Genomic DNA, 25,690 nt, shown 5'->3' on the forward strand with positions numbered 1-25,690 from the left:
GGCTGGAGGATAGTTGTCCGATGTTTATCGTCAATAGGAACGGTTATAATAGGCATTGACGAAGAAGGAGGTTTATGATGTCCGCCCATTATTTCATTGGGATCAAAGCGCCGGCAGCAATCCGGCCGATCGCAGCTTCATTCCAACATCAGTATCATCTTTCCGATACCTATAAAGTCTTGCCACACGAAGAGGATTTACATATGACACTTCTTTTCATCGGCGCACTTGCCGACCCTCATATCACGCCAATGAAAGAAGTATTGTTATCTCTGTCACCGCAACATAAAAAGTTCCAGCTTGAAATTAATCATCTTGCCTACTTCGGCTCGCCAAAAGGCCCTCGCGTCGTCTACTTAGGAATGGACGACTCAGCAGCACTCTCTTCATTGCAGCAGGCGATTCATTCCCAGTGCCAGAACATTACGGGACGTACCGATGCGAACCGCTTTACACCACATATTACAATCGCGAAAAAGCTGAAACCAGCAGCAGGAAAACCAATAGTCAAAGAAGAATTTACCGGGGTACCTTTCCAAGTGGATGGATTTTCACTTTTCAGGATCCATCCCGACCAATCCCCTAAATATGAGGAGATCGGATATTTTGAGCTGACTACCTAGAGCCACGCAAAAAAGCTGCAACCCGTGGAAAACGGAATGCAGCTTTTTCTTAATTTATGATTTATCCAATCCAAGCCAACCTTTCGACTTAAACCAAATGCCCATAGTAAAACCGATGACTGCCATGAGCACAAGAACAATCGGATATCCAAATCGCCAATGCAATTCCGGCATATAATCGAAATTCATTCCATATACTCCGGCGATGAACGTCAACGGAATGAAAATAGAAGAAATAATAGTCAAGGTGGTCATAATGCTATTCATCCGATTCGAATTGATCGACAATTGACTATCACGAATATCGGCGGTTAATTCTCTGTTGGAATCAATCATTTCACCCAACCGGATCAGATGATCATAAATATCAGAGAAGTAGGCATGTTCTTGTGGAATGAAATCCAACCGTTCCGAGTCAAGCATCCGGTACAGCAGCTCACGCATCGGGAAAATGGTTCTTCGCAAACGCAGAAGATCGCTTCGCACTTCAAACACGTAGTCCATGGATAAATGGACATTACGCGGTGATAACTGATCTTCAATTTCATCCAAATGATCTTCGATATTATATAAAATGGGAAAGTATTGATCGACTACCTTATCGATAATCTCGTATGCCGTATAGACATGGCCACGTTCCCACTTTTTCGGATTTCTGCTGATCATTTCTCGTGCCTTGTCCAGCTCCTGCAAACGATCAAAGTGGAAGGTGACGACAAACCCGTCCCCTAGAAAAAGATTTAATTCCTCTGCAACTAAATCATTGTGGCAGATGGAATGCAATACAAAAAACGTATAGCCTTCATAATAATCAAGCTTAGGCCGCTGCAATCGGCCTAAACAGTCTTCAATCGCCAGAGGATGGAAGTGGAAGTGGGAATGCAGCAAGGAAGCTTCCTCAGCTGTTGGCTGATCGAAGTCCACCCAATACCACTCCAAAGATAGTTCCGCCATATCTTCCAATTGAAAATCAAACAAAAGCTTTCCATCTGACGTTTCTCCTACTGTCCGAATCATGCCTTCACCTTCTTTACCTTAACTTCGGCACCTGCACTTCTGTTTACCTATACCCGATTCAACTGCTCGCCATACAAGTGATGTATTTGGAATCATAATCGTACCATACTACAGTGGAAGACAGGAGGGATAGATATGGACAGCACCCGTGCAAGGCAAATCGTTTCTTCTCCGGATGATATTGAAGTCAGTTACAACGGTGTCTCCATCTGGATTGATAAGGTGCATGAAGATGACCGGACGGCCACTGTGCATTTGCGCCAGTCATTGGAGGAACGATCGGAAGTTGCCATTTCGGAATTAAAAGAGGAATAGCGTGTACATTTTCGGGTTCAATGGAATCCAGCTATGAAAGGGCCTTGAAGGCAATTCCTTCAAGGTCTTTTTTCAGTCTGGATTGAATCTCGAACGACCGCCTGAAGGGAAATCAACTTTCTTTCGTGAATAGCTGCTGTACTTATAATTAACCATCATAAAACAAATGAATATAATTTTCGTTTAGGCTCTGTAAACAAACGCCTTGATTTTCTATTACTCAATAGTAAGTGCTTCTAAAAACTATCCAATACGATTTGAACAATTAAAGCTACCGTTACGATGCGCAGGATTGGCTTCACATAGGCCGGTTTCAATTTTTCAGCGAGCCGCACTCCGAGTTGAGCTCCTGTAACTGACCCTAGCAACAGCATAATCGTAAGAGGCCAGATGATTTTTCCAGCGGCAATATACGTGATGGCTGCTCCAAAACAACTTGAAAACGTCGCGAGCCGGACATATCCGACAGCCCGGATATAAGCAACTTCGAGATAACCGAACAAATAGAGCATTAATGTTCCCTGGCCTGGACCAAATAGGCCATCATATATGCCAATGCTATAAAGACCGGGAACGCTGATACGATTGACGGTCAATTTTTTATCCCCGGAAAAGTCCCCTTTGCCAATGAATGATGTCACAAACGCGAACACCAATAAACCGATAGCAAAAATTGAAAGCTGCTGGTCTGTTAATCTTGTCGCCAGAAAACCTCCACTGACACCGCCAAATAGGCTGACAGGAATAATCCAAAGCGATTCCCTCAAAGAGATTCGTTTATGTTTCAATAGAACGAAAAAGCTGGAAAACGAACTGACCGTATTGGACACTTTGTTTGCCCCGATCGCTGAATGAATCGGCACCCCCAATAACAGCATAGCCGGCAGGCTGATCAAGCCCCCGCCTCCTGCCAATGTACCGATTGTCGTCGCGGTAATCCCAATGAAAAAGAGTACAAGATAATCCAACGTAAACACCCCCTGCTTCTACCTTCAGTATACGCCCCCTTTCTTCATAAGGAAATTAGATGTTTATTAACTTTAGTCATTAGATTTTGTTATCAACGAGCTGTTTTTGCAAGACTATGCGCCGAATACCCTCATCATCTAAAAACACTTCTTTGACGTCAAACCCTTTCTTAATGTTTAAAATAAGCATGCCCCTCCACTTGTTGCGGGTATTCGTCTGAATCGCCCGATACCCCGCCTTCCTTACCAACTCATGCTGGAGGTCCATCAAGCTGCCGGCAATCCCTCTCTCGCGATAGGTTTCCTCCACTCCCCCGTACCAGCTATAATAAGCATCATCCGATAAAGCATAGCCGATTTTATAACCGACCGCTTTGCTGTCCTCGATGGCAATGATCGTCAGCAGATGTTCCCTTTCCTTCATTTTCTTAAAAAACACATCCGCATTTTGAAAGATCTGTTGGTGCAACGGCCGAATTTCCTCTAACCATTCCTTATCAGGCAACCCCCAACAGTATTTGTACTGTGCCATGTCTTTTCCTCCCTTTTTTGAAATAAAAAACTAACGGTATATCGCTACCGCTAGCTCTTCCAGTATTCATTTGACAAACCGTGTTCCTAACAGAGATAACGCATCATCCATTGAAGCGTTCCGTTGCGTTTTTTTCTCTATAATGTATTATCTTCACATACACTTGTTGCCCTAGCAATCTTTTATTGTAAATTTCTCCACTTCTCTCTGCAGATTATCGGCAAGCTCAGCCACTTGCAGCGCATTGGCTGTAATTTCTTCTGTTGCTGAAAGCTGCTCCTCCGTCGCTGCACTTGCCGATTGGGCCTCCTCGGCTACTTGTTTTGACCAATTTCCAACTGCAATCGATGCCTGCATGACTTGCCCGCTTAAATGTTGCGTTTGCTTTATTGCAAGCGAAATTGCCTCCGTCCTCTCTTCCATCTCTTTCGTTGCTTGATCAATTCGTTTAAACAATCTTTGAGTTTGACCTGCGATTTCCTGACCCTCTCCCAGATGGTTGTTGCTTTCCTTCACCTTGCTGACTGCTTGGTCCATATCAATCGTAATTCTGTTTACAATCCTGCTTATTTCCCCTGCTGATGTCTTCGATTGCTCAGCCAACTGCCGCACTTCTTCGGCTACGACAGCAAATCCTTTTCCGTGCTGTCCTGCCCGCGCAGCTTCTATTGCAGCATTTAGCGCTAATAAATTTGTCTGTTCCGCAATCCCAGTAATGAAGGATGTTACTTTTTTGATTTCAGATGAATGGCTGGCCATCTCGGTAATGAAGGAAGCGGATTGTTCCATAGTTTGTTGAATCGTCTGCATCTGGCTCAGAAAGCGCTCCATACTGCCGGCCCCTTCCTCCACTTTGTTCTTCACATAATGGGAAGTGGACTGCAGCCGTTCATTATCGTGTGTAATCTGGCTGATGCCTTCCGCCAGCTGTTCCATTGATTGTTTGGATGCAGCGACAGTTGCGATTTGATTATCGCTCACATGTAAATTCCTCTCCGTTATTGTAGTGACGGTTTCGGATGCAGCCAGGCTTTCTTCCGCACTTGCGGATAATTCTTCGGCTTGAATTGATAATTCCGTCGAAGTCTTTCTGACAGATGCAATGATTCGTTGCAGATCTTTAATCATCCGGTTAAAGCTATTTCCCATTATACTCATTTCATCTTTACTCCGGATATCGAGTGGTTCTACTGCGAAATCGCCAGTTGCCATTCTTTCAAAAGCCGTTGTCAACATACTGACCGGTTTTGTAATTGACCGGCTGATGCCACCTGCAATGATTGCACTCGATGCAACGGACAAGATGATAAAGAGGAGGATAACGATTCGAGTCGTCTGAACTACATGCTTGACGTCCTTCTCTGTTTTCGCCTGCTGGCTTTTCTGATGGTCAATCAATAATAATAGATTCTTCGTTATTTCTTCTTGATAATAAGACCCTTCCTTTGCCAAATTCATGGCACTGTCCATGTTTCCCTGCTGGACATCCAAGATGATCAGTTCGCTGATCTGCTCATAGCTTTTTGAGGTTTCCGTGACGTCCGCAAGCAATTCACGGGCTGATGGCGTTTTGACTAGTCGATTCAATTCTTTCAGCTTATCCTTGATGGAAATCATCAAGTCATTTCTTCTTTCAATATAGGAATCTTCGCCATATAGAATATATCCTCTAATATTTTTGGCGTCTTCATTTTGATCGGAAAGCAATTGCTCAAACAAGATTACTTTCCGTATTTTATCTTCAATGAGAAACTCGTATTCCGAATTGATTTTCGTCAATCCCCATATGCCGGTTCCCCCAGCAATCAATAATAAAAACAATATCGCTGTAAAGCCAAACCATAACTTCCTTCCAATCGTCATTCGCATGTCCTGATGTCCTCCTCAATAAACTGGTCTAATGTCATTGTAAGGCATAGGACAAATGTAATATGTAAATTGTTTGTTAAGTTCAATAGTAACATTTTAGACTGTTTTGATAATTTTGTAGTTTTCAAGCTAGCAAGTTAGGGAACAGAAGAAGATATTATAAAAGGAGGGGCTTCAATGGGGAAACTGTTAGAGAGTGTAGCAGATTGGCTGTGGGGACTGCCGCTTATTTTTACGGTTCTATTCGTCGGTGTCTTTTTTACAATCGGCAGCAAGTTTTTTCAAATTATGTACTTGCCTCATATCTTCAAATCTACTTTCGGAAAACTTTTCACAAAAAAGGACAAGTCGGAAGACTCAAAAGGAATCTTAACACCTTTCCAAGCTGTCAGTACAGCAGTTGGCGGAAGCATAGGTGTAGGAAATATTGGAGGCGTGGCGACCGCGATTGCAATTGGCGGACCGGGTGCCGTTTTCTGGCTCTGGGTTACTGCATTATTGGGAATGATTACAAAAGCGGTGGAAGTATCACTCTCCGTCCATTACCGAAACACGGACGAAGAAGGAAATCCATATGGCGGTCCTACATATTACATGGAAAAAGGCCTAGGGGTCGAGAAAAATTTTAAGTACTGGAAAATTCCTGCTTTTCTTTTCGGCTTCGGAATATTTATCACCTTCATTATCACGCTTCAAAATTATACGGTTTCCGAAGCGGTTAGCTCTACCTTTTCAATGGGGATGATTCCCGCTTCGCTCATTTACGTTATTTTGATTTATGCGATCATTTATGGAGGAATTAAACGGATCGGTGAAATTGCCGCTCTGCTCATTCCATTCATGGGCGCCTTTTATATACTCTGTTCCCTGTTTATTATTTTCAAGAACGCCGGCGAAATCCTGCCAGTTTTCGGCTTGATTTTTGACAGCGCATTCAATGGCACCGCGGCAGTTGGCGGTTTTACGGGCGCCGCAATTGCTCAAGTGATCCGCATCGGTGTATCGCGTGCCGTCTATAGTAACGAAGCAGGCTGGGGTACTTCTCCGATGATTCATTCCACTGCGAAAACCGATCATCCAATCAAACAAGGCATGTGGGGAGCTGTGGAAGTATTTCTTGATACGATTGTCATATGTACGATGACTTCCTTGACGATCATTATTACAGGTGTATGGTCCTCCGGCATGGATGGCGCTGCATTGACACTGGCTGCGTTTGAATCTGGCGTCGGTGAAGTGGGACGAATTGTATTGACCATTTCTGTCTTCCTATTTGGTTTAACAACGACAACAGGCTGGTATACGTATTATGAGATAATCATTCGACATCTGTTTGCCGGCAAAGGGCATTCCCGCGTCAAAAAAATTACATTGACTGCATTCAAATGGCTTTATCCAATACCTGGACTGCTCATGGTCCTGTACGCCGTCTATTATGAGCTCCCTGGAAAAATTGTCTGGTATTTCGCGGACATTACAACCGCCATCCCGACCTTTGTCAATTTGGTCGTCATCCTAATTTTAAGCAAGAAATTCTTCGGCTTGTTGCGCGATTACAAAGCCAGATACTTGAATATCGGCACAGTTGACCCGAATTTCCGTCTATTCTATGAGGATCAAGCCGAGTCCAATAAGAAATAAAAAACGAGGGCTCCCCATTGCAGGGAGTCCTCCTATCTTCATAACATGATATCCATCTTCTTTTCCCGACGAATTACATACCAGACAAAAATCAAACTACTGAGCAATAACAGTCCGAAGAAAACTGGCATTTGCCATTTTGGAAACCACATATTCATCGGAAAAGTGATCATCCGGTTCAAGCCGAAAATGAGAAAGCCCGCAACAAAAGGAATTTGAACACCTAGCAATGTGAGGGTGTTAGGCACAATCGTTGAAAATCCCATTGCGGCCAGCCCAAAGGCGATGCCAACAAGATAGATGCCTCCTATGGTAAACAAGATGTACTGTAAAAAGGTCGGATTGTACCAGGATTCATTCCCAATGAAGGTGTTTATTCGGACATCAAAAAACATCGATGTGTTATTGAGCGAATACAAGCCCATGTATATGACAAGTAAGCTTGTGACGACAAGCAAGGTCGATAGGAAGCCGGCAAGCAGTTTGGTCTTAAGCAAGCTCCTTCCTTTTCTTGCAGTATATTGCAAAGGCACGATTTGTCTTGTGCGATCTCGCAAAATCATCGGAGACATGACAGCTACTACGCTGAACAGGATAGCGACTGCCACATTTGAAATATAATCATGGAAATTGGTAATGACGATTTCTGGATAGTTACCGAAGATCCCTTCTTTAGCCAACTTTGCATATTGCTTTTTCTGAGCAGGGGTTGTGCCACCCGGTTCCATCTCTTTCAGCTCATGGAACTCAATCAGCCTTTCTCTTTCCTGCAACTCCCAAAAGGTATTGACCTTCTCTTCAAAAAAAATCTGCTCCCGGATTTTCCAGACTTCTTGAGGTGCGTTGTTCCAATCGTAGTCCATAAACTTCTTATAAGTGTCGATTCCTTCTTCCACAGCTTGTGGATCCGATTGTAAATATTGGTCTGCTTCTTTTACTTGTGCGTCGTACGTTTTTAAGAAATCCTTAAATTCTTCGTCATCCATCGAAGGTCCGTATTTATCGATCATTTCAATGCCAATCCGATACGAATCAAGTGCCGGCCTTCCATTCGGAAAATGTTTAATGTAAAAATCGATGAGGAAGAAATAGAGGATACAATTGATAATTAAAAGCAGCAACAACGACTTCCATGTCAAAATCTTCTTCATTTCATTCCATAAAATTCGCATTGTCTCCCCCCTTACTGAATATCCAATTTGGCGAACCGTCTATATGAGATAACTAGAGTAATAATTGTAAAAACCGTCCAAGCGCTTATGGTCACCCATTCGAAGTTCTTAAAAAAAATCAACCCGCTGCTTCCCATGAATAATCCCGGGATTGCCATCACAAGAGTCGGCAAGGTATATCCAACAGCAAATACCCAGTTGGATGAATGTGGAATGAAACCTGGAAGCATATAGAGTAGGATGAAACCAGCTGCAACTAGAAAGAATGTGATATAGCTATTCTTGACCAGGATGGAAATTGCAAAGGTCAATCCTGAGAATAGTAGGATGGCAATGAAAAGCATCCCGATAACCGCCAGCAAAAATTGGCCAACAGATAGATCCCACCATGCAACATTCGGGAAATTGTACTCCCAGTTGAACGCACTGCTTATGGACGTCTCCCACACATGCGAGTAATCAAACACCATGAAAAACACGCCGAGCGTACTGCCAAGAACCAATGCCGCTATAGCAACCGCCATTGCCAAAGAGGCTGCCAGCTTATCCAGCAGCAATTTCCTGCCTCTTCGCGTTGAGAATGTGACAAGATGGCTCCGTTGTTCAAATTCATAAGTGGCAAGGAAGGCAGTTGACAGAACGACAAGGAGCAAGATTTCAATCGTCATTTGCAAGAAAATGTTCTTAAACAAGAAAGTATGCATCATGTACGCCTTTCCTGCGAAAAACCATTGCTTATGCTCGCCGTTTTGAATCATTTCTTCAAAGCGCTTTGCAAATTTCTCATTTTCCGCAAGATAGGTCTTGGCTGCTTGGCCGCTAACCTGATACATTTCCAAAGAAGTCTGGCCAAATTTTTCAATGTCGATTTTCGCGTAATTCTCGTCGATGGAACTCGCTGTTGATTCATACATTTCCTTCAGCTGCAATTGTGAAATGAATGTCTTTTCTTTTTCGGAATAGCGTTCATACGCTTCCATATCCAAACCTTCAAGAAAATCATACACACTGTCGTACCGCTTCCCGGACAACTGCTCCAGTTCCAGAAGATCATTTTGAATGTCTATCTTAAACAGTTCTAAGGAGGATGGCGTAATCTCCCTCCCGTATGTATCTATGATTTCATTCACAATCTTCAATTCTTCTCTATGGTCGGATGAATTGAAGATGACGAGCAAATTGAACGCGGTGAAAAGGAGAAACAAACCGATGATGACTGGCGACATGATAACCTTTTTACACTCTAACAAGACAATGCGCATTACAATCCCTCGACCATCTCATCTTGATATTCATACAGAAATACATCCTCCAGTTGCGGATGAACTGGTATCCACTCCTCCTCTTTGTCACCCTTGTGGATAAAACGGACGATCATCTTCCCGTACTCCTGCTTTTCAGACAATAAGACAAATCGCTTTCTGAATTCATCCAACTGGCTGAAGTCCACTGTCGTCTCATAGACAGCATCGCGGAGTGTTTCGCAAATCTGTTCCACGGAATCCTTATACAACAATCGTTTATTTTTAATCATAATAATTTCATTGGCAATCGATTCAATGTCTGAAACGATATGAGTCGAAATAATGACAAGCCGTTCCCGTGCCAGATCGGTAAGCAAATGCCGGAATCGCGCTCTCTCTTTCGGATCGAGTCCGGCTGTCGGTTCATCTAATATAAGTATTTTAGGATCGTTCAATAACGCTTGTGCGATACCGACACGTTGAATCATGCCTCCTGAAAATTTCTTCATTTTCTTATGTTTCACATCTGAGAGGGCTACCTTTGCCAAAAGCTCATCTATTTTAATGCGCGCTTGTTGCTTCGATATCCCTTTCAAGGCTGCCAAATAGAAGAGATATTGAGCCGGTGAGTAATTTTTATAAAAACCGAATTGCTGCGGCAAAAATCCTAACAGTTCTCGATACCGTTGATCCATGGAGACTATATTCTCTCCGTTATATTGAATTTCACCTGACGAAGGGCTGATTAACGTGGCCAGCATTTTGATCAACGTCGTTTTACCCGCTCCGTTCGGTGCGAGAAGACCGTAGAGGCCATTCGTGAATTCCAAATTAATATCTTCCAATGCGGTGAAATCCCCATATCGTTTGCAGACGTCCTTCACGACAATCATCTAAATAACACTCCTTCCATTTGTTTAAAATGAACTAATTTCTTTAATGATTTGCCAAAACCGTATAGACAGCCCAAGTTGACGAGTGCATATACGACTAATGGCGTTTTTTTCAAAAATGCGGAATAAAAATTCGCGTCCACTACTTGGACGGAGAGATTGGCAATGAGCCAAAGACTAACTATCCCAATGACATATTTCCTCGAATGCCTCCCCATCAAGGCATAAAGGAACAGGACGGAAAATAAAAATAGTGACGTTGTCGATATCATATAAGCACGCAGGAATTCGACGTTTGGAAAATGCATAGCAACTAGACTGACTGCAATTGTATTTGTGACAATCGAAATAATGCTGAACACGAGCATACGGAAGGCGACGATCTGATACACATTGTATTTACATGCCATCTCCACTTCGTACGTCGCATTCTCTGTTTTATTCACAAAAGCATAGATGGACAAGCTTAGGAATACGAGTGGAGAGATTAAGAAAATCGCCCCGTAGATGGCCTGAACATCCACATTGGCTGGCAATAGAAAGAGCAGACTGTTAATGGAAAGGGCAATAATAAAGATCAAACCCAATTCGAGACGGTCTGAAAAAAGATGACGCCATCCCACTTGGCTCATCATTTCCCGCAAGAAGGAGTAAAAAGAAACTTTTGGTTGTACTCCTTGCGAGACAATTAACTTCACTTGTTTTTGAATGGTCTCACCATCAGGCATTGGAATTTCGAACTTTTCTTTATGCATCGTGAACTGCCTCCATTTCTTTCCGGATGAACCTCAAGGCGGCATAGTACCGCGTTTTTACTGTGGACAACGGAATGGATTCCATGTCCGCTATTTCCGGAAGCGTATAGTCACCAAATAATTTCAAACGGATGATTTGTTGCAATTTTGCATCCAAACTGTTTACGATTCCAATCACTTGCTCGACGTCCTCCTTATACTCAAGCGATATTGAAAAATCGTGGGTATCTTCCACTTCATATTCGCCAAGCGGCTGTGATAACTGCGCATACCGGTAGCTTTTCGACCGATAGTAATCGACAAGCCGATTCGAAGCCAGTTTATATAGCCATGTACGGAAGGATGCTTTGGAACTGTCATAATTGTGGATTGCCTGCAACGCGCCGATAAATAATTCTTGCGTCAAATCGAGCGACAACTCCACATTCATCGTCTGTTTATAGTGAAACGCATACATCTCTTTGTAGTATTTGGAGACAAGCGCATCCGCCGCAGGTTCGCTTGCTTTCTTCTGAATTTGCCTAATCCATCGCTGTTCATCCATGTTCGTCACCACAAGCTTTCCCTCAGTCTTTCCGCCCTCGTAACTATATTCGTAATCTTGCCGAAGAAAGTTTTCGTTTTCGTTTAATTTTTTTTGATTAAAGAAAAGAGGCCCTTTGCAGGACCTCTTCCTCTATCATACATGACTCGTCTTTTTTGCGCTTTCCAAGATTTCCGGACTTGCGGATGTGATCAGATGCAACTCGTGCATCGGCCGGGTCATCGCCACATAAATCAGCTTGCGATCAATGGGCTGATCGCGGAATGGCTCATCGAAAGCCGCCACAATCACCGCATCGAACTCAAGTCCCTTTGATAAATGGCTCGGGACAATCAGCATCCGGTCTCCATCGATATCGGATTGCTCCTCCAGCAATTGAACGAGCATGCCGGCGCTCTCCAATTGGTTGAAAATATGCAGAGCTTCTTTCCTTGTTTTACATATTAATGCTACCGATCGATGGCCGCGCTCGCGAATCTCCCCATAAATAGCCTGGATTCTCTCTGTTTCTAACTTTTCCATCTCATAAAATTCAGGCTCGCGGCCATGACGGACGACTGGCTCGACTAGTGGAAGCTCCTCTTCCATATCCTTCAATACTTCGTTTGCGAGCTCCATAATTTCAATCGTCGTCCGGTAGCTTTTTTGCAACGTCGTATAAGTCGCCCGGGGAAACATGTCCCGGATCGGTTCCCAAGAGGTCAATGCCCGGTAGCTATGAATGCCTTGCGCCAGATCGCCTACCATTGTGAACATATCCGTTCCTAGACCTTCCTGCAGCGCTGCCAGCTGGAACTCACTATAATCTTGCACCTCGTCAATGAAGACGACGCGCATTTTCCATTCATCCGAAAGCCCCTTGATTTTGACATGCAAATAGAAGAGAGCCGCCAAATCCTCCGTCTCCCACGTTTCTTTCCGGTGTGCATCGAGCAATAAATTGCGTTCATCAGGCGTCCAATCAAAAGCCAATTCTTCCTGCAATTCTTTGTCGGTCAGCCAACTCCGATACAGCCGCTTCACATGATGCTTTTTAAATCGTCTCATATAGGAAGCAACCTTCGATTTGCCTTCCTTCTCAATTGCCGGCAACCTCGTATCGCGTTCTTCCATTACCCTAGTAATCCGTGCGCGCCGTTTTTCGTCATCCCGAATTCCATAGAGGGCCTTGTCGAGGGCCTCCTCATATTTCGCGGATAAGTTGGCGTAAAGCTGCTTCCGTTTCCGGGTCACTTCCGTTTGCATGACGAGTTTAATCCGATCAAGACGTTTCTCGATCGGCATGTAGCGGAAATCTTCCAGGAAGAGCCGTTTGAGTCGGGTGGCCCTCATGATCCGGTATTTATCAATGTACACATCTTCGAACAGAGCAGCCGTGTCCTGTTCGAGCTTTTCGATATAGCGCTGCATCACTTCGCGATACTGCAGCGAGCCTTTCATCCGAGTTAGAAATAACGATTCTTCTTCCAGTGACATTGCCGCAGTTAATCGTTCCAGCTTTCGATTAGGGTCACTCAATTTCAAGGACAACCCAGTTGCCTGGAGAATATACTCGTCAAAGGTCGACTGATAGATGTTGCCTACCCCTAACTCCGGCAATACATCTCCAATATAGTCCATGAACAATTTACTCGGCGCCAAAATCATTAATTTATTCGCCGGAAAATCCGTCATCGAATAAAGAAAATACGAAATCCGGTGAAGGGCAATCGTCGTTTTACCACTGCCCGCAGCTCCTTGCACGATGATTGGCTGATGCAAATTGGCGCGGATGATCTCATTCTGCTCCGCTTGAATCGTCGACACAATTTCAGTAAGCCGCACATCCGCCTTGCCGGAAAGCGCTTCTTGCAGTAACTCATCGTTTGTCGTCAAGTCGATATCTCGAATGTCGAGCAGTTCGCCTTCTTCGATCTTGTACTGGCGTTTAGAAAAAAGATGCCCGCTAATTTCTTCGTCACGGACATGGTACGTCATATCGCCCAATCTGCCGTCATAGTAAACATTCGCAACCGGGGATCGCCAGTCGACTATGATCGGCTCTTGCGTCTCCTGATGAAAAACCGACGTCTTGCCGATATACAAAAACTGATCCTTTTCCCCTTCCGATTGGAAATGAATACGTGCAAAGTAAGGCTTTTGCTGAATCGCTTCCAGCCCTTCCTTCTGGGAACGGGCCATTTCAAAAAATCGGGTGTTGGTCAAAATGTTGATGTAGCTTAAACTAGAATCCAAATAATCCAAGTCAGCCATAGCATGCCGGATTTGCTCCTGCGAGGATTTCACATCACGCTGTGACACTTCCAATAGTGTTCGCATGTATTTTTTCGTGTAGTCGAGACGCTCCAATTCAAAATCAAAATCAGGGTGTTTCTGCATAGTACAGATCCTCCAATTTGCATATTTTGCGTCCTGCAGTATGTAGTAATTGAGATGTTGGGGAATGAAACAAGAATTTGATTGTACCATGCTGGAATGTTTTGGGCAATACAACTTTACAGAAAACTTGCATGAATATGTTTTTTTAAATGGATTTCCGGTAGGACGGGGGTCCATTTATTTTGTCATTTACAGGTTTTATCAATGAAGTTTTCAATCACTATTTGGCAGTTAGGGCAAATTCAACGTATTATCGATCAACCTTGCTTTTATCATTCTATTTGAATGTTTCTCGGTCACTTCCATAATGTTATCAGTCCGTCGCCAATTTAAAAAAAATCAGGCAGAGAAAATGATTTGTCTTCTCTGCCTGATCTGCTCCGCGGCTTGTTAAATGGTAAAACGGGCCATATCGCTTTGAAGCCGTTCGGCTACTTCTGAAAGGGTTTGTGCGCTGGAAGAAATCTCTTCGTTTGATGCGAGCTGCTCTTCTGTTGCTGCACTTGTCGATTGTGCTTCTGCCGCACTTTGCACAGCGAGATGCTGTACTTGGGAAGCCCCATCTTTCACGCGCTCTGTCATCTGTTGGATTTGCAAAATTGCAGCTGAAACCGACTGCACTTTCTCTTTGACTTCAGTTGCCGCGCTTTCGATGTCTGTAAAGACTCGTCCTGTACGCTCTGTAATGCCTAAACCTTCTTGCACTTTTTCAGTACCTGCTTCCGTACTGCTGACTGCCATTGCAACATTTTTTATAATAGTCTCGATCATGCGTCCGATATCTGTCGCAGATTGTTTCGACTGCTCGGCTAAATTCCGCACTTCATCTGCGACGACGGCGAAGCCTTTTCCATGTTCGCCTGCACGAGCCGCTTCGATTGCCGCGTTTAATGCCAGGAGGTTCGTTTGCTCGGCAATATCCGTAATCAACCGAGTCACTTGGCGGATGTTTTCAGAGTACTCCGCCAGCTCGCTAATGACATGTGCAGATTCCTCAATTGACTTGGAAATGGTCGACATTTGCCCTGACACATCCTTCATCAGGGATGCTCCTTCTTCCACTAGATGAGCTACTTGTTCAGTGGAAGTCAGCATTGCTTCATTGTGGTGTGTAATTTGGTCGATGCCGTCCGCCATTTCAGCCATGGCCGAAACTGATTCTGATACCAGGTTTGTTTGTGTATCACTGGATATCAAGTTCTTTTCGGCAATTTCCGCGACCATTTCTGATGCTGCCAAACTTTCTTCAGAGCTCGCGGATAATTCCTCTGCCTGTGCTGCCAGCTCATGTGCCGTCTGGCGGGTCGAACTGATAATGGTTCGGAGATCGGAAGCCATTTCATTAAATGCATCTGCCATTTCACCGATTTCATCCCTGTTTTTTATATGCACGGGTTCCATGGAAAAGTCGCCGGAAGCGAGCTGTTTCAGTGACGAAGTCACTTTCTTTACTGGTCTTGTAATGCTTCGGCTGATGATGGTTGCAATTACCATACTCAGAAGAGCAGCTACTATAATCACTCCCAGGATGAATAGACCTGTCACTTTCATTCGGTCATCCAGCTTTTTTTGAGTTGACGCTACTTGTTCCCTCTGCAACTTTGTTAGCTCTTGCGCTTTCTTGGAAATGAGCGTCTGATACGGCTCTGCTTCGCCTGCTAATCGCAATGCTTCTACATCGTTTCCATTATTAAAAGTGCTGACTGCCTTACTCGTTAATTCTTCATAACTTGTCGATGCAACTTTGATTTCTTCCAATAAAGCCAGTGCCGATTCATCGTTTAATTGATTAGACAACTTTTCAATCGTTCCATCAAGATTCTCAAGCAACTCTCTGCGATTTTTCAAGTAACTGACTTGCTTATATAGTAAATACCCACGCAGATCATTGGATAGTTCATTTTGATTGGTTGCCAGCTGTTCAAGAGTGATGACGTTTTCCATTCGATCCTCTATTAAGTATGTATATCGCTCTTTGATATCAGGTATGGTCAAATAGTTCAATACGCCAGAGACAATGAGTAACAACACTAAACCTAAGAATCCTGCCCACAATTTTTTGCTTACAGAAAATTTCATTATTATCCTCCTATACTATCAAACCCTAAATAGTATAGACTAAATTATTTAGATAAGAAAGGTCATTATAGTTAAATAGTACCTATTTCTTTCCGATTATAAAAACCGACTTGCTCCTAGTCCAAAATAACTCCTCATATCCAAAATAATAGATGGCTCCCTAGGAAGCCATCTATTATTTAATGCTATGGTAACACCTATTACACATTGAAATGTGCCAAATTACTTTGAAGTTTTTCGGCAAGCATGGCAAGCTGTTGGGCGCTTGATGAAATCTCCTCATTGGCTGCCAGTTGCTGTTCTGTAGCCGCACTGGTGGATTGCGCTTCCGCAGCTCCTTGGGCTGCCAGTTTTTCAACTTCCGAAGCTCCAACCGCCACTTCGTTTACCATGGAAGTCATTTGCACAATTGCTGCAGAGACATTATTTACTTTATCAGCTACTTCGACCGCAGCCTTTTCTATCTGCTCAAACACTTCATTCGTCTTTCCAGTCACCGTTAATCCATCGGCGACCCGCCGGCTGCCATCTTCAGTTCTCGCTACGGCATTATGGACATTATCAATCATATTTTCGACCATTCTGCCAATTTCCTCAGCGGATCGTTTTGATTGCTCCGCCAAATTGCGCACCTCTTCCGCTACGACTGCAAAGCCTTTTCCATGCTCCCCGGCACGCGCTGCTTCGATTGCCGCATTCAATGCAAGCAGATTCGTTTGCTCTGCAATAGCTGTGATCAACGAAGTGACGTTGCGAATCTGTTCCGATTGGGATGCCATTTCGGAGATTGCCTCTACCGATTCTTTCATCGTCGTATTGATTGATTTCATTTGTCCCGTAAACTCTGTCATTAATGACGCGCCGTCCGTAACCAAATGCGTCACCTCTCCTGTAGATTTCAGCATATTTTCATTCTCGGCTGAAATCCGTTCAATACCAGTGGCCATTTCTTTCATGGAAGCATTCGACTCTTGTACAATGGCGACTTGTGCATCACTCGCCATAATGTTTTTCTCTGCAATTTCAGCTACCATTTCAGAAGCAGCCAAACTTTCTTCGGAACTGGCTGATAGTTCTTCCGCTTGAACGGCGAGCTGAACAGCAGACTCCCTCGTACTGGAGATGACCTGGCGAATATCATTCGCCATCACATTAAAGGCAGAGGCCATTTCTCCAATTTCATCTTTATTTTTGATCTGGATTGGCTCTGAAGCAAAATTCCCTTCCGCCATCTGTTTAATAACCGCTGTCAATGAAGCTACCGGTCTGGCAATGCCATTGCTGATGACCCGTGCCACGATGATACTCACAATCAATGCGAGCGCAATCAAGCCAATCGTCAGAATGCGAGTTGTTTGCAGTAAATTATGCAGTGCTTTTTCAGTTGTATCGCGCTGTTTGTTCTGATGTTCTATTAATTGTGAGATGCCATCCTTCGCCTTTTTTAGCTGACCGGATGCTTCATATGCGAGCCCCATCGCATTTTTCTCATTTCCTTTTTGGAAATCCTCCAGGATAAAGCCAGTCATACTTTCATATGTATTGATTCGGTCTGTCACGTCAGCCAGCACATTGCGGGCCTCTTCACTTTTTACAAGTGAATCAAGTTCCTGCAATATTTCTGTAGCTTCGGAGTTTAATTGATCTCGGTTTTCTAAAAAAGTCGATTCCTTGTAAATCATATAGCCCCGAATGTTGTTTGATATTTCATTTTGAATAGCAGACAGTTTTTCAAGAAGAACTATTTTGTTCATCCGATCGTCGATGAGAAAACGATATTCGTCACTCACTTTAAACAGCGACCATAGACTTGAGGCTCCAATGACAACCATGATCAGTAATACTGTGAGAAAGCCACCCCAAATCTTTTTACCTACAGAACGTTTCATGACCCCTAACCCCTTTGAAGTATAATATAGTTCTATTATAATTCAGACTAATACAATTAGATAGTACTTTTAATACACTAACATTATTCAACTTTTTACCTATACAAAAAACTTCCATCTTATTCGATGGAAGCCCAGAGCGTAGACAAAAGCATATTAATTTGTTGTCGCGTATAAAAATAGTAAGCAACTGTTGCTCACATAAGATTCCTAATAAAGTTGATTTCCGCTTCTGGCGGTCGCTTTCCGGGGGGCGGGCGGTGAGCCTCCTCGTCCGCTGCGCTTCCTGTGGGGTCTCACCTGTCCCGCTCATCCCCCAGGAGTCGCCGCCTTCCGCTCCAATCAACGGATGTTCTGCTAACAAGTTATGTTAGTAATAATTAAAATGATGAACCTTGTATATAGGAAGTTAAAGGAACTTTCATATTTACTTAATCATAAAGAAATTATATTAAAGGCAGGGAGTGCAACGTAGACTCCTATGGGAATAGCTTGAGATGAAGACTCCACAGGTAAAGCCGTCACGTAGTACGGCTTTTGCGAGCTTAAGCGAATGCGTAGCGAGCAACGGATGTATAATTTCTGCGCGAGGCGCAGGAATTATACAAATCGAACCCTTCGCTGTTCGATTGGCTGAAGCCAAGCTCATGGAAAGCAAAGTTGCGCTCCCTGCCGGTTTGTTTATGCATTTCTATTCATCTCGAAGTGACTTTGTCTACAGTCTGAGCTTCCATCTTATTCGATGGAAGCCTTCACAACTATATTTTTCGAAATTCTACTTTCCACTCGTCTTCCTCCAACACGATGCCGACTCCAACCCAGCCTTTCTTCAGCATCTCTTGCTGACGTTCAATATTTCCCATAGTAATAAAGACGGCTGCTGCACGATAAACCGGCCGCGCAGTCAAATTCTTCATTAAAATATAACGCATCTTCGTTCCGTATTTTTCTTTCAAGGAAACAATATGCATCCCAAGATCTAATTTATCCTTCAAACTCGCAATGTTGAAAGGGGCTACCGTCGTACAGATGTAACGGTGCTTTTCCTGATCAATTTCACTGAGAAGTATTTTGCCTAGAATCCGCTGTAAACTATTTCCCCTTTGCTCCGGATCGACATTCGTAATTTCTGAATAGAGCACTGTTGGAAATTCTTCTTTTGCAAGACCGACATCCAACCCAAGATGCTCTTCCTCATTAACATCAGGTTCCATCATGGCACGGAACGCGATCAGTTTTCCGTCCAGATACACACCAAGCATAATTCCTTTTCCGCCGAGTATGTAGGCAAATTCCTGCTCCTTGAGCGGCTCAAGAAATTCTTTTGTGTCGAGGGCGGCATATACTCTTTCTTGAAGCGATAAAATCTCCGGCAGCTGTTCCATTCCGAGTTGGCGCACTTCTACCATTTGACCATTCCGTAATGTAAGCTCCTGTCTCATTTTTCAATCCTCTCCGTCATGACCGTCAATTTTTCCAGCATCTTTTCGTCAACATTAACTCCTAGGCCAGGCTGGTCGGTTAAGCGTATAAACGGCACGTCATATTTCAAATCTCCGATATCCTCACTAAACTTTAATGGCCCGGTCAATTCTACACTTGTCATAATGCGTTTTGAGAAGGCGACATGGAAACCGGCGGCAGATCCGACAGACGATTCAACCATTGAACCGATTTGACACTCGATACCTGCCATTTCGGCCATATGAGCCAATTTCATTGCGGGATAGATTCCTCCGCACTTCATCAATTTGATATTTACTTTATCCGCAGCCCTCTTTGCAATAATCTCTCGCATTTCACGCGGGCCGCGCAATCCTTCATCGATCATTGTTGGAACCGATGTTTTAGATTTGATTTCAACCATTGCGTCAATATCATCTGCCAGGACGGGCTGCTCCAGCCAGTCCAAACCGCATTGCTCCAGCCTTCCTAACGCTTGCAAGGTTGTGGAACTATTCTTCCATCCTTGATTCACATCGACGCGGATTGCAATTTCCTCTCCCACCCGTTCACGAACCGCCTGAATTCGTTCGACATCCTTCCACATATCCGTGCCGACTTTCATTTTTAACGAACGGTAGCCTTCAGATACCCGGTTCTCTGCCTCACCGGCCATCTCTTCCGGAGCAGCGATGCTTAACACATGGGTAATCGGAAATTCATCATGGTATCTGCCGCCGAGCAGTTGGTAGACAGGCACACCAAGCGCTTTCCCGACTAGATCATAGCAAGCAATGTCGATGGCCGCTTTGGCTGTCGGCACTCCATAGATTGCCTTGTCCATTACCTCATGGATCTTCTCAAAATTCGCGGGATTTTCTCCTATCAATTTTGGCGCCAATGTATGCTGCAGTACAGCAAAAGTGCTCTCCCAGCTTTCTCCTGTGACATGCTCATCCGCCACCCCTTCTCCATAGCCGACATGTCCTGTGTCGGTTGTGATCTTTACAATGATGGATGGCATTGTGTCGTAAGATGCATAGCTAATAACAAAGGGTTCATATAGCGGAAGATGGATTCCATATACCTCAATACTTGTAATTTTCATGAAACATTTTCCTTTCTAATTGGCTTTTCTCTACTAAATATTGTATCATTGTCGTTAAATAGTCGCTATATATTCAGGAGGATTTATGATTATTATTGCTATGATTGGCTCAAAGGAATTCTGTGAGAGAACCGTCAGGCTGCTCGATCCGAATTCGGATATTTCTCTGGTTTCTTATATATACGAGCATCCAAAAGAGGCAAAATCGATTATCCCTACATTAACACCTTGTGATGCCATCTTATTTTCAGGTTCCTTGCCTTATCATGTGTCGCTGGATGAACTGGAAAAACTGCAAATTCCTGCTGTTTATTTAAAACAGAATGAGACAGCAATTGCGATGACGCTCCTCTATTTATCCACAACAAAACAAGTACAGCTGGAGGCCATTTCAATTGATATTCGCGAACCGATTCACATGACGCATGTATTAAATGACTTGGGACAAACGGTTACTATGCCTTATATTCTTCCGATTCACCCTCAGGACTCCATTGAAACGATTACGGACTTTCACCGTTCCTTATACCGTGACGGAAAAACAGTAATGGCCGTTACGAGTATACATGCGGTTTATGAACGGCTGGCCGAGCTACAAGTACCCGCTATGAAAATGATTGACCCGGAAAGCAATATTTTGCAGACGCTGGAGGAAGCAAAACAGAAAGCACTCTTCGTACGCAGTAAGTCTTCCCAGGTTGCCGTAGGTTTGATCCGTCCCATGTCACCTCTGGATTCTCCACTTGAGGAAGCGTCCGAATTGGCAAGCTTGCTACACGGACATGTAACTACCTCTGCGAATGGACATAGTGTATTTACTACATTAGGCAACATTGACAAGGTTGTGGCCACACCTCTTTTTCAGAAGCTTTTTCAAAGACTTTCCTCCAAAGCCCACATGGCATTTGGAGCTGGAGAATCGACAATTGAGGCTACCCAACACGCTGAGCAAGCCCTGTCTCTAAGTCGCCGTCCTGATGAGTTCTATGTGTTGGATGGTTCCAAGCAATTACGGGGCCCTCTCCCGGATCATTTGGATGACCGAATAGACATGCAAGTGCAGAATCCGATTATGCAGGAATTGGCGGAAAAAACGAAACTAAGTCCCGCCAACATATCTAAAGTTATGCAGTTCGGGAAATTTCGGAATGCCAAACAATTTTCTGCAAATGACCTGGCTCTCTATATGAATGTGACGAGACGGACAGCAGAACGTACTATTAAGAAAATGAGTGAATGTGGATATATTAGGATAGCTGGTGAGGAGATGACCTATAAACAAGGACGTCCCCGAGCTCTGTATGAACTGAACTTCCCGCTATGGTAAAGAGGAAAGCCCTGTAATGGACTTTCCTCTTTTAGTGTTGCTCTATTTCTTGTATTACCTTTCCATTTGAAGCTCTTTCTCTTCCTCTATTACGGAATTAGCTTCCGCTTCTTTTGCTTTTGCTATTTCTTCCTTTGTTAACTTAACAATCGAGAAGCCAGTCGCTGCAAAAATGAGTGATAGAATTGGAACAGCGTAATTCAGAATAGCATATGGCCCATATTCCACCACGCCTACTCCCAACGTACCAAGGATAAAGACACCGCATGTATTCCAAGGAATAAATACGGAGGTGAGCGTTCCGCCATCTTCCAAGGCTCTCGACAAGTTCTTCGAATGAATTCCTCTTTCCTTGTAAGCCTTTGTAAACATTCTAGAAGGGACAACAATTGAGATATATTGCTCCGAACAAGAAGCATTCGTCAGGAAACAGGCAGCGATCGTGGACGCAATAAGGCTAAACGTCGATTTAATCACCTTTAATAATTGGTCCATGATTGCTTGCAACATGCCAGAATACTCGAGAATTCCACCAAATGTCATCGCAACAATCGTCATGGAAACGGTATACATCATATTATCCAAACCGCCGCCATTAAAGAGGTTGTCCACCATCGTATTGCCCGTTTCAATGGAAAAGCCGCTTTGCAACGCGCCAAGTGCACTGGACACCGTGCCCCCTTGGATAAAAATGTGGGACATGAAGCCTAAAATGATCCCGATAAGCAATGCAGGCACCGCAGGTACTTTAGTAGCGACGAGAACGATGACCGCAAGAGGAACAAGCAATAGCCAAGGAGAGATGAGAAAACTTTCCTTTAGCACACTTGCTGTCTGAGCAATCTCATCCAACTTCATGTTTCCATCGGCAAATTTTCTACCTAGAAAACCGTAAACACCCAATGCGATCAGCAAACCGGGAATTGTCGTGTACATCATATGCTTAATATGGTCGAATAAGTCCGTTCCAGTTAGACCAGACGCCAAGTTAGTTGTATCTGAAAGCGGTGACATTTTATCTCCAAAATATGCTCCGGAGATGATGGCTCCAGCGACCATGCCGGCCGGAATCCCCATGCTCATACCGATTCCCATACCTGCCACACCGATTGTTCCCATAGTCGACCATGAGCTGCCGATGGCTAGAGAAACGATAGCACAAATAATTGCAATAGCGACAAGGAACCATGATGGAGAAATGATTTGCAGACCGTAATAGATCATGGTAGCAACAATACCGCCACCCATCCAGGCACCAATGGTAAGGCCGACGAGCATAATGATGACGACAGCAGGAAGCGCCAAACGAATCCCTTTGTACATCATTTCCTCAATTTCTTTCCAGCTATAGCCGGCTCTCCATGCAACTAGAGCGGCCACCGTCGTACCGACGATAAGAGGCATATGCGGTCCTTGCTCCAATTTGACGACCGTCACAAGCATGACCATAATCATAATAAAAAGCGGCAAGATGGCCATGAAAAAGCCAATTTTCTTATCTGTTCGTCTACCCATATTCATTCCCCCGATTCTAAGATGTCAAATGATTCCAAAATGTCGTTATATAGTCGTTAATAATAGAATATTATATTTTAATTGGCAAGTTGTCAACATTTTATTGAAAGCGATTTCAGTGTTATAGTTAAAATACGCAATTTTTCTCATATGAAAAACCGTATACCGAACGTCCAAAGGAGCTGTTTCCATACATGAAAAGGGAGCATAAAAAAGAGAAATTCAGTGACCAAATGAAACGTTATTTACTAATTGCAATTGGCGCTACTTTGGCAGCTGTTGCATTGGAACTATTTCTTATACCGAATTCTGTCATCGATGGCGGCATTATCGGTATTTCCCTATTGTTGAATATCATCACCGGCATTCCCTTCGGTATTTTGATTCTCCTCATCAACTTGCCATTTCTTTTCTTTGGATTTAAACATATCGGCAAAAGCTTCTTCGTTTCGTCGGTACTCGCCATAGCATTGTTGGCCATTATCGAGTTTCCGTTGAAATCTGTCGGACCGTTTGTAACCGACCCATTGCTCGCCACTGTGTTTGGTGGATTAATTCTAGGGGCGGGTGTAGGCTTAGTCATACGAAACGGCGGTGCGCTGGATGGAACGGAAATTCTCGGCATATTATTGACAAGACGCATACCTTTCTCGGTGGGTGAATTTGTCATGTTCTTAAATATTTTCATTTTCGGCTGGGCTGGTTTCGTCTTGACATGGGAAAAAGCGATGTATTCCATTTTGACTTACTATATCGCTTCCAAAATGATCGATATGGTCATTCAAGGCTTGGATGAAACAAAAGCGATCATCATTGTTTCAGATGAATACGAGGAGTTAAGTGAAGCGATTGTACAGAGGCTCGGACGGAGTGTAACAAAACTTCATGGTAGAGGCGGCATTAGCGACAACGAAAAGGATGTCATTTATGTCGTAGTCACCAGGTTGGAGATTTCCAAATTGAAACAAATTGTTCGGGATGTCGATCCGACTGCCTTTGTCACAATTATGAATACTCAAGAAACACACGGAGCAACGTTTAAGTCGGCGATCCATTAAAAAACGGGCGAAGCGCTAAATGCGCCGCCCGTTTTGTCATTTTTCTTCGTAGCTTAATTGCCATTCGATACCGAAACGATCTTTGACACTGCCGTAGCATTTACTGAAAAAAGTTTCTTGGAGTTCCATTTTCACATTTCCGCCCTGCTTCAGCTTTTCAAAGGAATCTTGGATGAAATCACGGTCAGCACTTTGGATGGCTAAGCTGATATTCGATCCTGCCACCACTTGTGAACCTGGAAACGTATCGGAAAACATGATCGTACTTCCGTTAATGGTCAATCTGCCATGCATGATCAATTCTTTCGCCTCGTCCGGCAAGGGATACTCAGGATTCGGCGGCGCTTCCCCAAACGTCATCAAATGGGATGTCTCTGTGTCGAATGCTTCAGAATAAAATTCGATTGCTTCCTTGCAATTACCGTTGAATGTCAAATAGATATCGACTGCCATAATAAGCCACTCCTTTCATATAATTTCATCATAACGGAAAGAGAAGCGGAATGGCAATCAGCATGACAACAAACATAATGAATTGCAATGGAACACCCGCACGGACAAAATCTTTAAAACGATAATTGCCTGCTGTCATGACGAGTGCATTAGTTGGTGAAGCAACAGGAGTCGAAAAGGCCATACTCGCTCCCACTGCAACAGCAATCAAATATGGATAGGGGCTGACTCCCATACTAAGCGCAGCGCTTAACCCGATTGGGGCAAATATAACCGCCGTCGCCGTGTTGCTGATAAACTGGCCAAACAGCATGGTGAGCAGGAATATCCCTCCTAATACACCAACCGGACCAATTGGGCCAAGCAGATCCACAATTCCTTCCGCCAGCATCACCATGCCACCTGTCTTTTCAAGCGCAGTTGCCATTGGAAGCATGGCTGCAATAAGAACGATGCTTTCCCAGTTGATCTGCCCGTAAGCATCATCCATATTACGGACACACCCTGTTACAATCATAAGCACGGCTCCAATTAAAACCGAAATGACAGCGGGGAATAACTCCAAGATCATTAAACCGACTACGAGAATCATAATTGCCCCCGCAATCATCGCTTTTCCACTTGCAGCAGCAGCCCCCGCATGTTCCTTCGGCTGGCCGATGACTACGACATCTTTCGTTTCCTTGGCTAGCAGTTCAATGGAATCCCAAGCACCTTGGATCAACAGCGAATCCCCGAAACGCAGACGCTGCTTCGTCATATCACGGACTACATACTCCCCTTGCCTGTTTAAGCCGATTATGTTGACATTGTATTTTTCACGGAACCCGATTCCGCGTATGGATTCATTAATAAAGCTTGAATGC

At 43.9% G+C, this 25,690-nt stretch carries 22 protein-coding genes; 5 read left to right on the top strand and 17 right to left on the bottom strand.

The annotated features are described in order from the left end of the window. Window positions 1-77: 77 nt before the first annotated feature. Window positions 78-623: an RNA 2',3'-cyclic phosphodiesterase gene (gene thpR / locus NCCP2222_RS03535; protein WP_248509657.1), complete on the top strand. Its 546-nt coding sequence runs from the start codon at window positions 78-80 to the stop codon at window positions 621-623. Between the two features lie 54 nt (window positions 624-677). Here the strand turns inward: thpR and corA are convergent, their stop codons facing one another. Next, a complete protein-coding gene (gene corA / locus NCCP2222_RS03540) occupies window positions 678-1,640 on the bottom strand; it encodes a magnesium/cobalt transporter CorA (protein WP_248509658.1) in 963 nt (320 codons plus the stop codon). A gap of 135 nt (window positions 1,641-1,775) precedes the next feature. Here corA and NCCP2222_RS03545 point away from each other — a divergent pair, with 135 nt between their 5' ends. Further along, complete coding sequence (locus NCCP2222_RS03545; RefSeq protein WP_184207652.1) at window positions 1,776-1,955, top strand: H-type small acid-soluble spore protein; 180 nt, start codon at window positions 1,776-1,778, stop codon at window positions 1,953-1,955. A gap of 236 nt (window positions 1,956-2,191) precedes the next feature. Here NCCP2222_RS03545 and NCCP2222_RS03550 read toward each other — a convergent pair whose 3' ends face one another. The 3 genes from NCCP2222_RS03550 to NCCP2222_RS03560 all read right to left on the bottom strand — a co-directional run bounded on the left by NCCP2222_RS03550 (window position 2,192) and on the right by NCCP2222_RS03560 (window position 5,324). Continuing rightward, entirely contained in the window at window positions 2,192-2,923 is a 732-nt protein-coding gene (locus NCCP2222_RS03550; protein ID WP_248509660.1) for a sulfite exporter TauE/SafE family protein, read from the bottom strand. Window positions 2,924-3,002: 79 nt separating this feature from the next. Continuing rightward, window positions 3,003-3,455 carry a GNAT family N-acetyltransferase gene (locus NCCP2222_RS03555; protein WP_248509661.1) on the bottom strand — a complete coding sequence of 151 codons (453 nt, stop codon included), beginning with the start codon at window positions 3,453-3,455 and terminating at the stop codon, window positions 3,003-3,005. A 171-nt stretch (window positions 3,456-3,626) separates the two neighbouring features. Beyond that, entirely contained in the window at window positions 3,627-5,324 is a 1,698-nt protein-coding gene (locus NCCP2222_RS03560) for a methyl-accepting chemotaxis protein (protein ID WP_248509663.1), read from the bottom strand. A gap of 177 nt (window positions 5,325-5,501) precedes the next feature. On the opposite strand from NCCP2222_RS03560, the gene NCCP2222_RS03565 reads away from it, so the two are divergent. Then, entirely contained in the window at window positions 5,502-6,965 is a 1,464-nt protein-coding gene (locus NCCP2222_RS03565; protein ID WP_248509664.1) for an alanine/glycine:cation symporter family protein, read from the top strand. 38 nt (window positions 6,966-7,003) lie between these two features. Here NCCP2222_RS03565 and NCCP2222_RS03570 read toward each other — a convergent pair whose 3' ends face one another. From NCCP2222_RS03570 to NCCP2222_RS03615, 10 genes are all read right to left on the bottom strand, one after another. Then, complete coding sequence (locus NCCP2222_RS03570; protein WP_248509665.1) at window positions 7,004-8,137, bottom strand: hypothetical protein; 1,134 nt, start codon at window positions 8,135-8,137, stop codon at window positions 7,004-7,006. A gap of 11 nt (window positions 8,138-8,148) precedes the next feature. After that, entirely contained in the window at window positions 8,149-9,399 is a 1,251-nt protein-coding gene (locus tag NCCP2222_RS03575; RefSeq protein WP_248509666.1) for an ABC transporter permease family protein, read from the bottom strand. Then, a complete protein-coding gene (locus tag NCCP2222_RS03580; protein WP_248509667.1) occupies window positions 9,399-10,274 on the bottom strand; it encodes an ABC transporter ATP-binding protein in 876 nt (291 codons plus the stop codon). The genes NCCP2222_RS03575 and NCCP2222_RS03580 overlap by 1 nt, the downstream gene beginning before the upstream one ends. Further along, complete coding sequence (locus NCCP2222_RS03585; protein WP_248509668.1) at window positions 10,271-11,029, bottom strand: hypothetical protein; 759 nt, start codon at window positions 11,027-11,029, stop codon at window positions 10,271-10,273. The genes NCCP2222_RS03580 and NCCP2222_RS03585 overlap by 4 nt, the downstream gene beginning before the upstream one ends. Further along, window positions 11,022-11,573: an RNA polymerase sigma factor gene (locus NCCP2222_RS03590; RefSeq protein WP_248509797.1), complete on the bottom strand. Its 552-nt coding sequence runs from the start codon at window positions 11,571-11,573 to the stop codon at window positions 11,022-11,024. Before NCCP2222_RS03590 ends, NCCP2222_RS03585 begins: the two co-directional genes overlap by 8 nt. Before the next feature lie 135 nt (window positions 11,574-11,708). Continuing rightward, window positions 11,709-13,952: an RNA polymerase recycling motor HelD gene (helD, locus tag NCCP2222_RS03595; RefSeq protein ID WP_248509669.1), complete on the bottom strand. Its 2,244-nt coding sequence runs from the start codon at window positions 13,950-13,952 to the stop codon at window positions 11,709-11,711. Window positions 13,953-14,342: 390 nt separating this feature from the next. Continuing rightward, the gene (locus tag NCCP2222_RS03600; protein ID WP_248509674.1) at window positions 14,343-16,031 is read right to left on the bottom strand and encodes a methyl-accepting chemotaxis protein; all 1,689 of its coding nucleotides are present in this window, start codon (window positions 16,029-16,031) and stop codon (window positions 14,343-14,345) included. Window positions 16,032-16,231: 200 nt separating this feature from the next. Continuing rightward, window positions 16,232-17,920: a methyl-accepting chemotaxis protein gene (locus NCCP2222_RS03605; protein ID WP_248509676.1), complete on the bottom strand. Its 1,689-nt coding sequence runs from the start codon at window positions 17,918-17,920 to the stop codon at window positions 16,232-16,234. Between the two features lie 758 nt (window positions 17,921-18,678). Continuing rightward, on the bottom strand, window positions 18,679-19,362 hold the full coding sequence (locus NCCP2222_RS03610; RefSeq protein ID WP_248509678.1) for a GNAT family N-acetyltransferase: 684 nt from the start codon (window positions 19,360-19,362) through the stop codon (window positions 18,679-18,681). Then, window positions 19,359-20,471 (bottom strand): mandelate racemase/muconate lactonizing enzyme family protein, encoded by a 1,113-nt coding sequence (locus tag NCCP2222_RS03615; protein WP_248509679.1) that lies wholly within the window; start codon window positions 20,469-20,471, stop codon window positions 19,359-19,361. Before NCCP2222_RS03615 ends, NCCP2222_RS03610 begins: the two co-directional genes overlap by 4 nt. Before the next feature lie 85 nt (window positions 20,472-20,556). Between NCCP2222_RS03615 and NCCP2222_RS03620 the strand changes: the two genes are divergently transcribed. Next, the gene (locus NCCP2222_RS03620; protein ID WP_248509680.1) at window positions 20,557-21,798 is read left to right on the top strand and encodes an HTH domain-containing protein; all 1,242 of its coding nucleotides are present in this window, start codon (window positions 20,557-20,559) and stop codon (window positions 21,796-21,798) included. Window positions 21,799-21,852: 54 nt separating this feature from the next. Here the strand turns inward: NCCP2222_RS03620 and nhaC are convergent, their stop codons facing one another. Then, complete coding sequence (nhaC, locus tag NCCP2222_RS03625) at window positions 21,853-23,313, bottom strand: Na+/H+ antiporter NhaC (RefSeq protein WP_248509681.1); 1,461 nt, start codon at window positions 23,311-23,313, stop codon at window positions 21,853-21,855. Window positions 23,314-23,507: 194 nt separating this feature from the next. Here nhaC and NCCP2222_RS03630 point away from each other — a divergent pair, with 194 nt between their 5' ends. Then, window positions 23,508-24,371: a YitT family protein gene (locus NCCP2222_RS03630; protein WP_248509682.1), complete on the top strand. Its 864-nt coding sequence runs from the start codon at window positions 23,508-23,510 to the stop codon at window positions 24,369-24,371. Window positions 24,372-24,407: 36 nt separating this feature from the next. Here NCCP2222_RS03630 and NCCP2222_RS03635 read toward each other — a convergent pair whose 3' ends face one another. Together NCCP2222_RS03635 and NCCP2222_RS03640 are read right to left on the bottom strand one after the other, a co-directional pair. After that, window positions 24,408-24,824, bottom strand: a complete 417-nt coding sequence (locus tag NCCP2222_RS03635) for a VOC family protein (protein ID WP_248509683.1) — start codon at window positions 24,822-24,824, stop codon at window positions 24,408-24,410. A 28-nt stretch (window positions 24,825-24,852) separates the two neighbouring features. Further along, on the bottom strand, window positions 24,853-25,690 hold an 838-nt coding region (locus tag NCCP2222_RS03640; protein WP_248509684.1), incomplete at its 5' end, for an SLC13 family permease.

Origin of the sequence: Sporosarcina sp. NCCP-2222 (genome assembly GCF_023168145.1) — a bacterium.
GTDB lineage: Bacteria > Bacillota > Bacilli > Bacillales_A > Planococcaceae > Sporosarcina.

Excerpts from the sequence above, each read along its gene's own strand:
- thpR (WP_248509657.1), top strand. The coding sequence starts at position 78 with ATGTCCGCCCATTATTTCATTGGGATCAAAGCGCCGGCAGCAATCCGG.
- corA (WP_248509658.1), bottom strand. The coding sequence starts at position 1,640 with ATGATTCGGACAGTAGGAGAAACGTCAGATGGAAAGCTTTTGTTTGAT.
- NCCP2222_RS03545 (WP_184207652.1), top strand. The coding sequence starts at position 1,776 with ATGGACAGCACCCGTGCAAGGCAAATCGTTTCTTCTCCGGATGATATT.
- NCCP2222_RS03555 (WP_248509661.1), bottom strand. The coding sequence starts at position 3,455 with ATGGCACAGTACAAATACTGTTGGGGGTTGCCTGATAAGGAATGGTTA.
- NCCP2222_RS03560 (WP_248509663.1), bottom strand. The coding sequence starts at position 5,324 with ATGCGAATGACGATTGGAAGGAAGTTATGGTTTGGCTTTACAGCGATA.
- NCCP2222_RS03565 (WP_248509664.1), top strand. The coding sequence starts at position 5,502 with ATGGGGAAACTGTTAGAGAGTGTAGCAGATTGGCTGTGGGGACTGCCG.
- NCCP2222_RS03570 (WP_248509665.1), bottom strand. The coding sequence starts at position 8,137 with ATGCGAATTTTATGGAATGAAATGAAGAAGATTTTGACATGGAAGTCG.
- NCCP2222_RS03575 (WP_248509666.1), bottom strand. The coding sequence starts at position 9,399 with ATGCGCATTGTCTTGTTAGAGTGTAAAAAGGTTATCATGTCGCCAGTC.
- NCCP2222_RS03580 (WP_248509667.1), bottom strand. The coding sequence starts at position 10,274 with ATGATTGTCGTGAAGGACGTCTGCAAACGATATGGGGATTTCACCGCA.
- NCCP2222_RS03585 (WP_248509668.1), bottom strand. The coding sequence starts at position 11,029 with ATGCATAAAGAAAAGTTCGAAATTCCAATGCCTGATGGTGAGACCATT.
- NCCP2222_RS03590 (WP_248509797.1), bottom strand. The coding sequence starts at position 11,573 with ATGGATGAACAGCGATGGATTAGGCAAATTCAGAAGAAAGCAAGCGAA.
- helD (WP_248509669.1), bottom strand. The coding sequence starts at position 13,952 with ATGCAGAAACACCCTGATTTTGATTTTGAATTGGAGCGTCTCGACTAC.
- NCCP2222_RS03600 (WP_248509674.1), bottom strand. The coding sequence starts at position 16,031 with ATGAAATTTTCTGTAAGCAAAAAATTGTGGGCAGGATTCTTAGGTTTA.
- NCCP2222_RS03605 (WP_248509676.1), bottom strand. The coding sequence starts at position 17,920 with ATGAAACGTTCTGTAGGTAAAAAGATTTGGGGTGGCTTTCTCACAGTA.
- NCCP2222_RS03610 (WP_248509678.1), bottom strand. The coding sequence starts at position 19,362 with ATGAGACAGGAGCTTACATTACGGAATGGTCAAATGGTAGAAGTGCGC.
- NCCP2222_RS03615 (WP_248509679.1), bottom strand. The coding sequence starts at position 20,471 with ATGAAAATTACAAGTATTGAGGTATATGGAATCCATCTTCCGCTATAT.
- NCCP2222_RS03620 (WP_248509680.1), top strand. The coding sequence starts at position 20,557 with ATGATTATTATTGCTATGATTGGCTCAAAGGAATTCTGTGAGAGAACC.
- nhaC (WP_248509681.1), bottom strand. The coding sequence starts at position 23,313 with ATGGGTAGACGAACAGATAAGAAAATTGGCTTTTTCATGGCCATCTTG.
- NCCP2222_RS03630 (WP_248509682.1), top strand. The coding sequence starts at position 23,508 with ATGAAAAGGGAGCATAAAAAAGAGAAATTCAGTGACCAAATGAAACGT.
- NCCP2222_RS03635 (WP_248509683.1), bottom strand. The coding sequence starts at position 24,824 with ATGGCAGTCGATATCTATTTGACATTCAACGGTAATTGCAAGGAAGCA.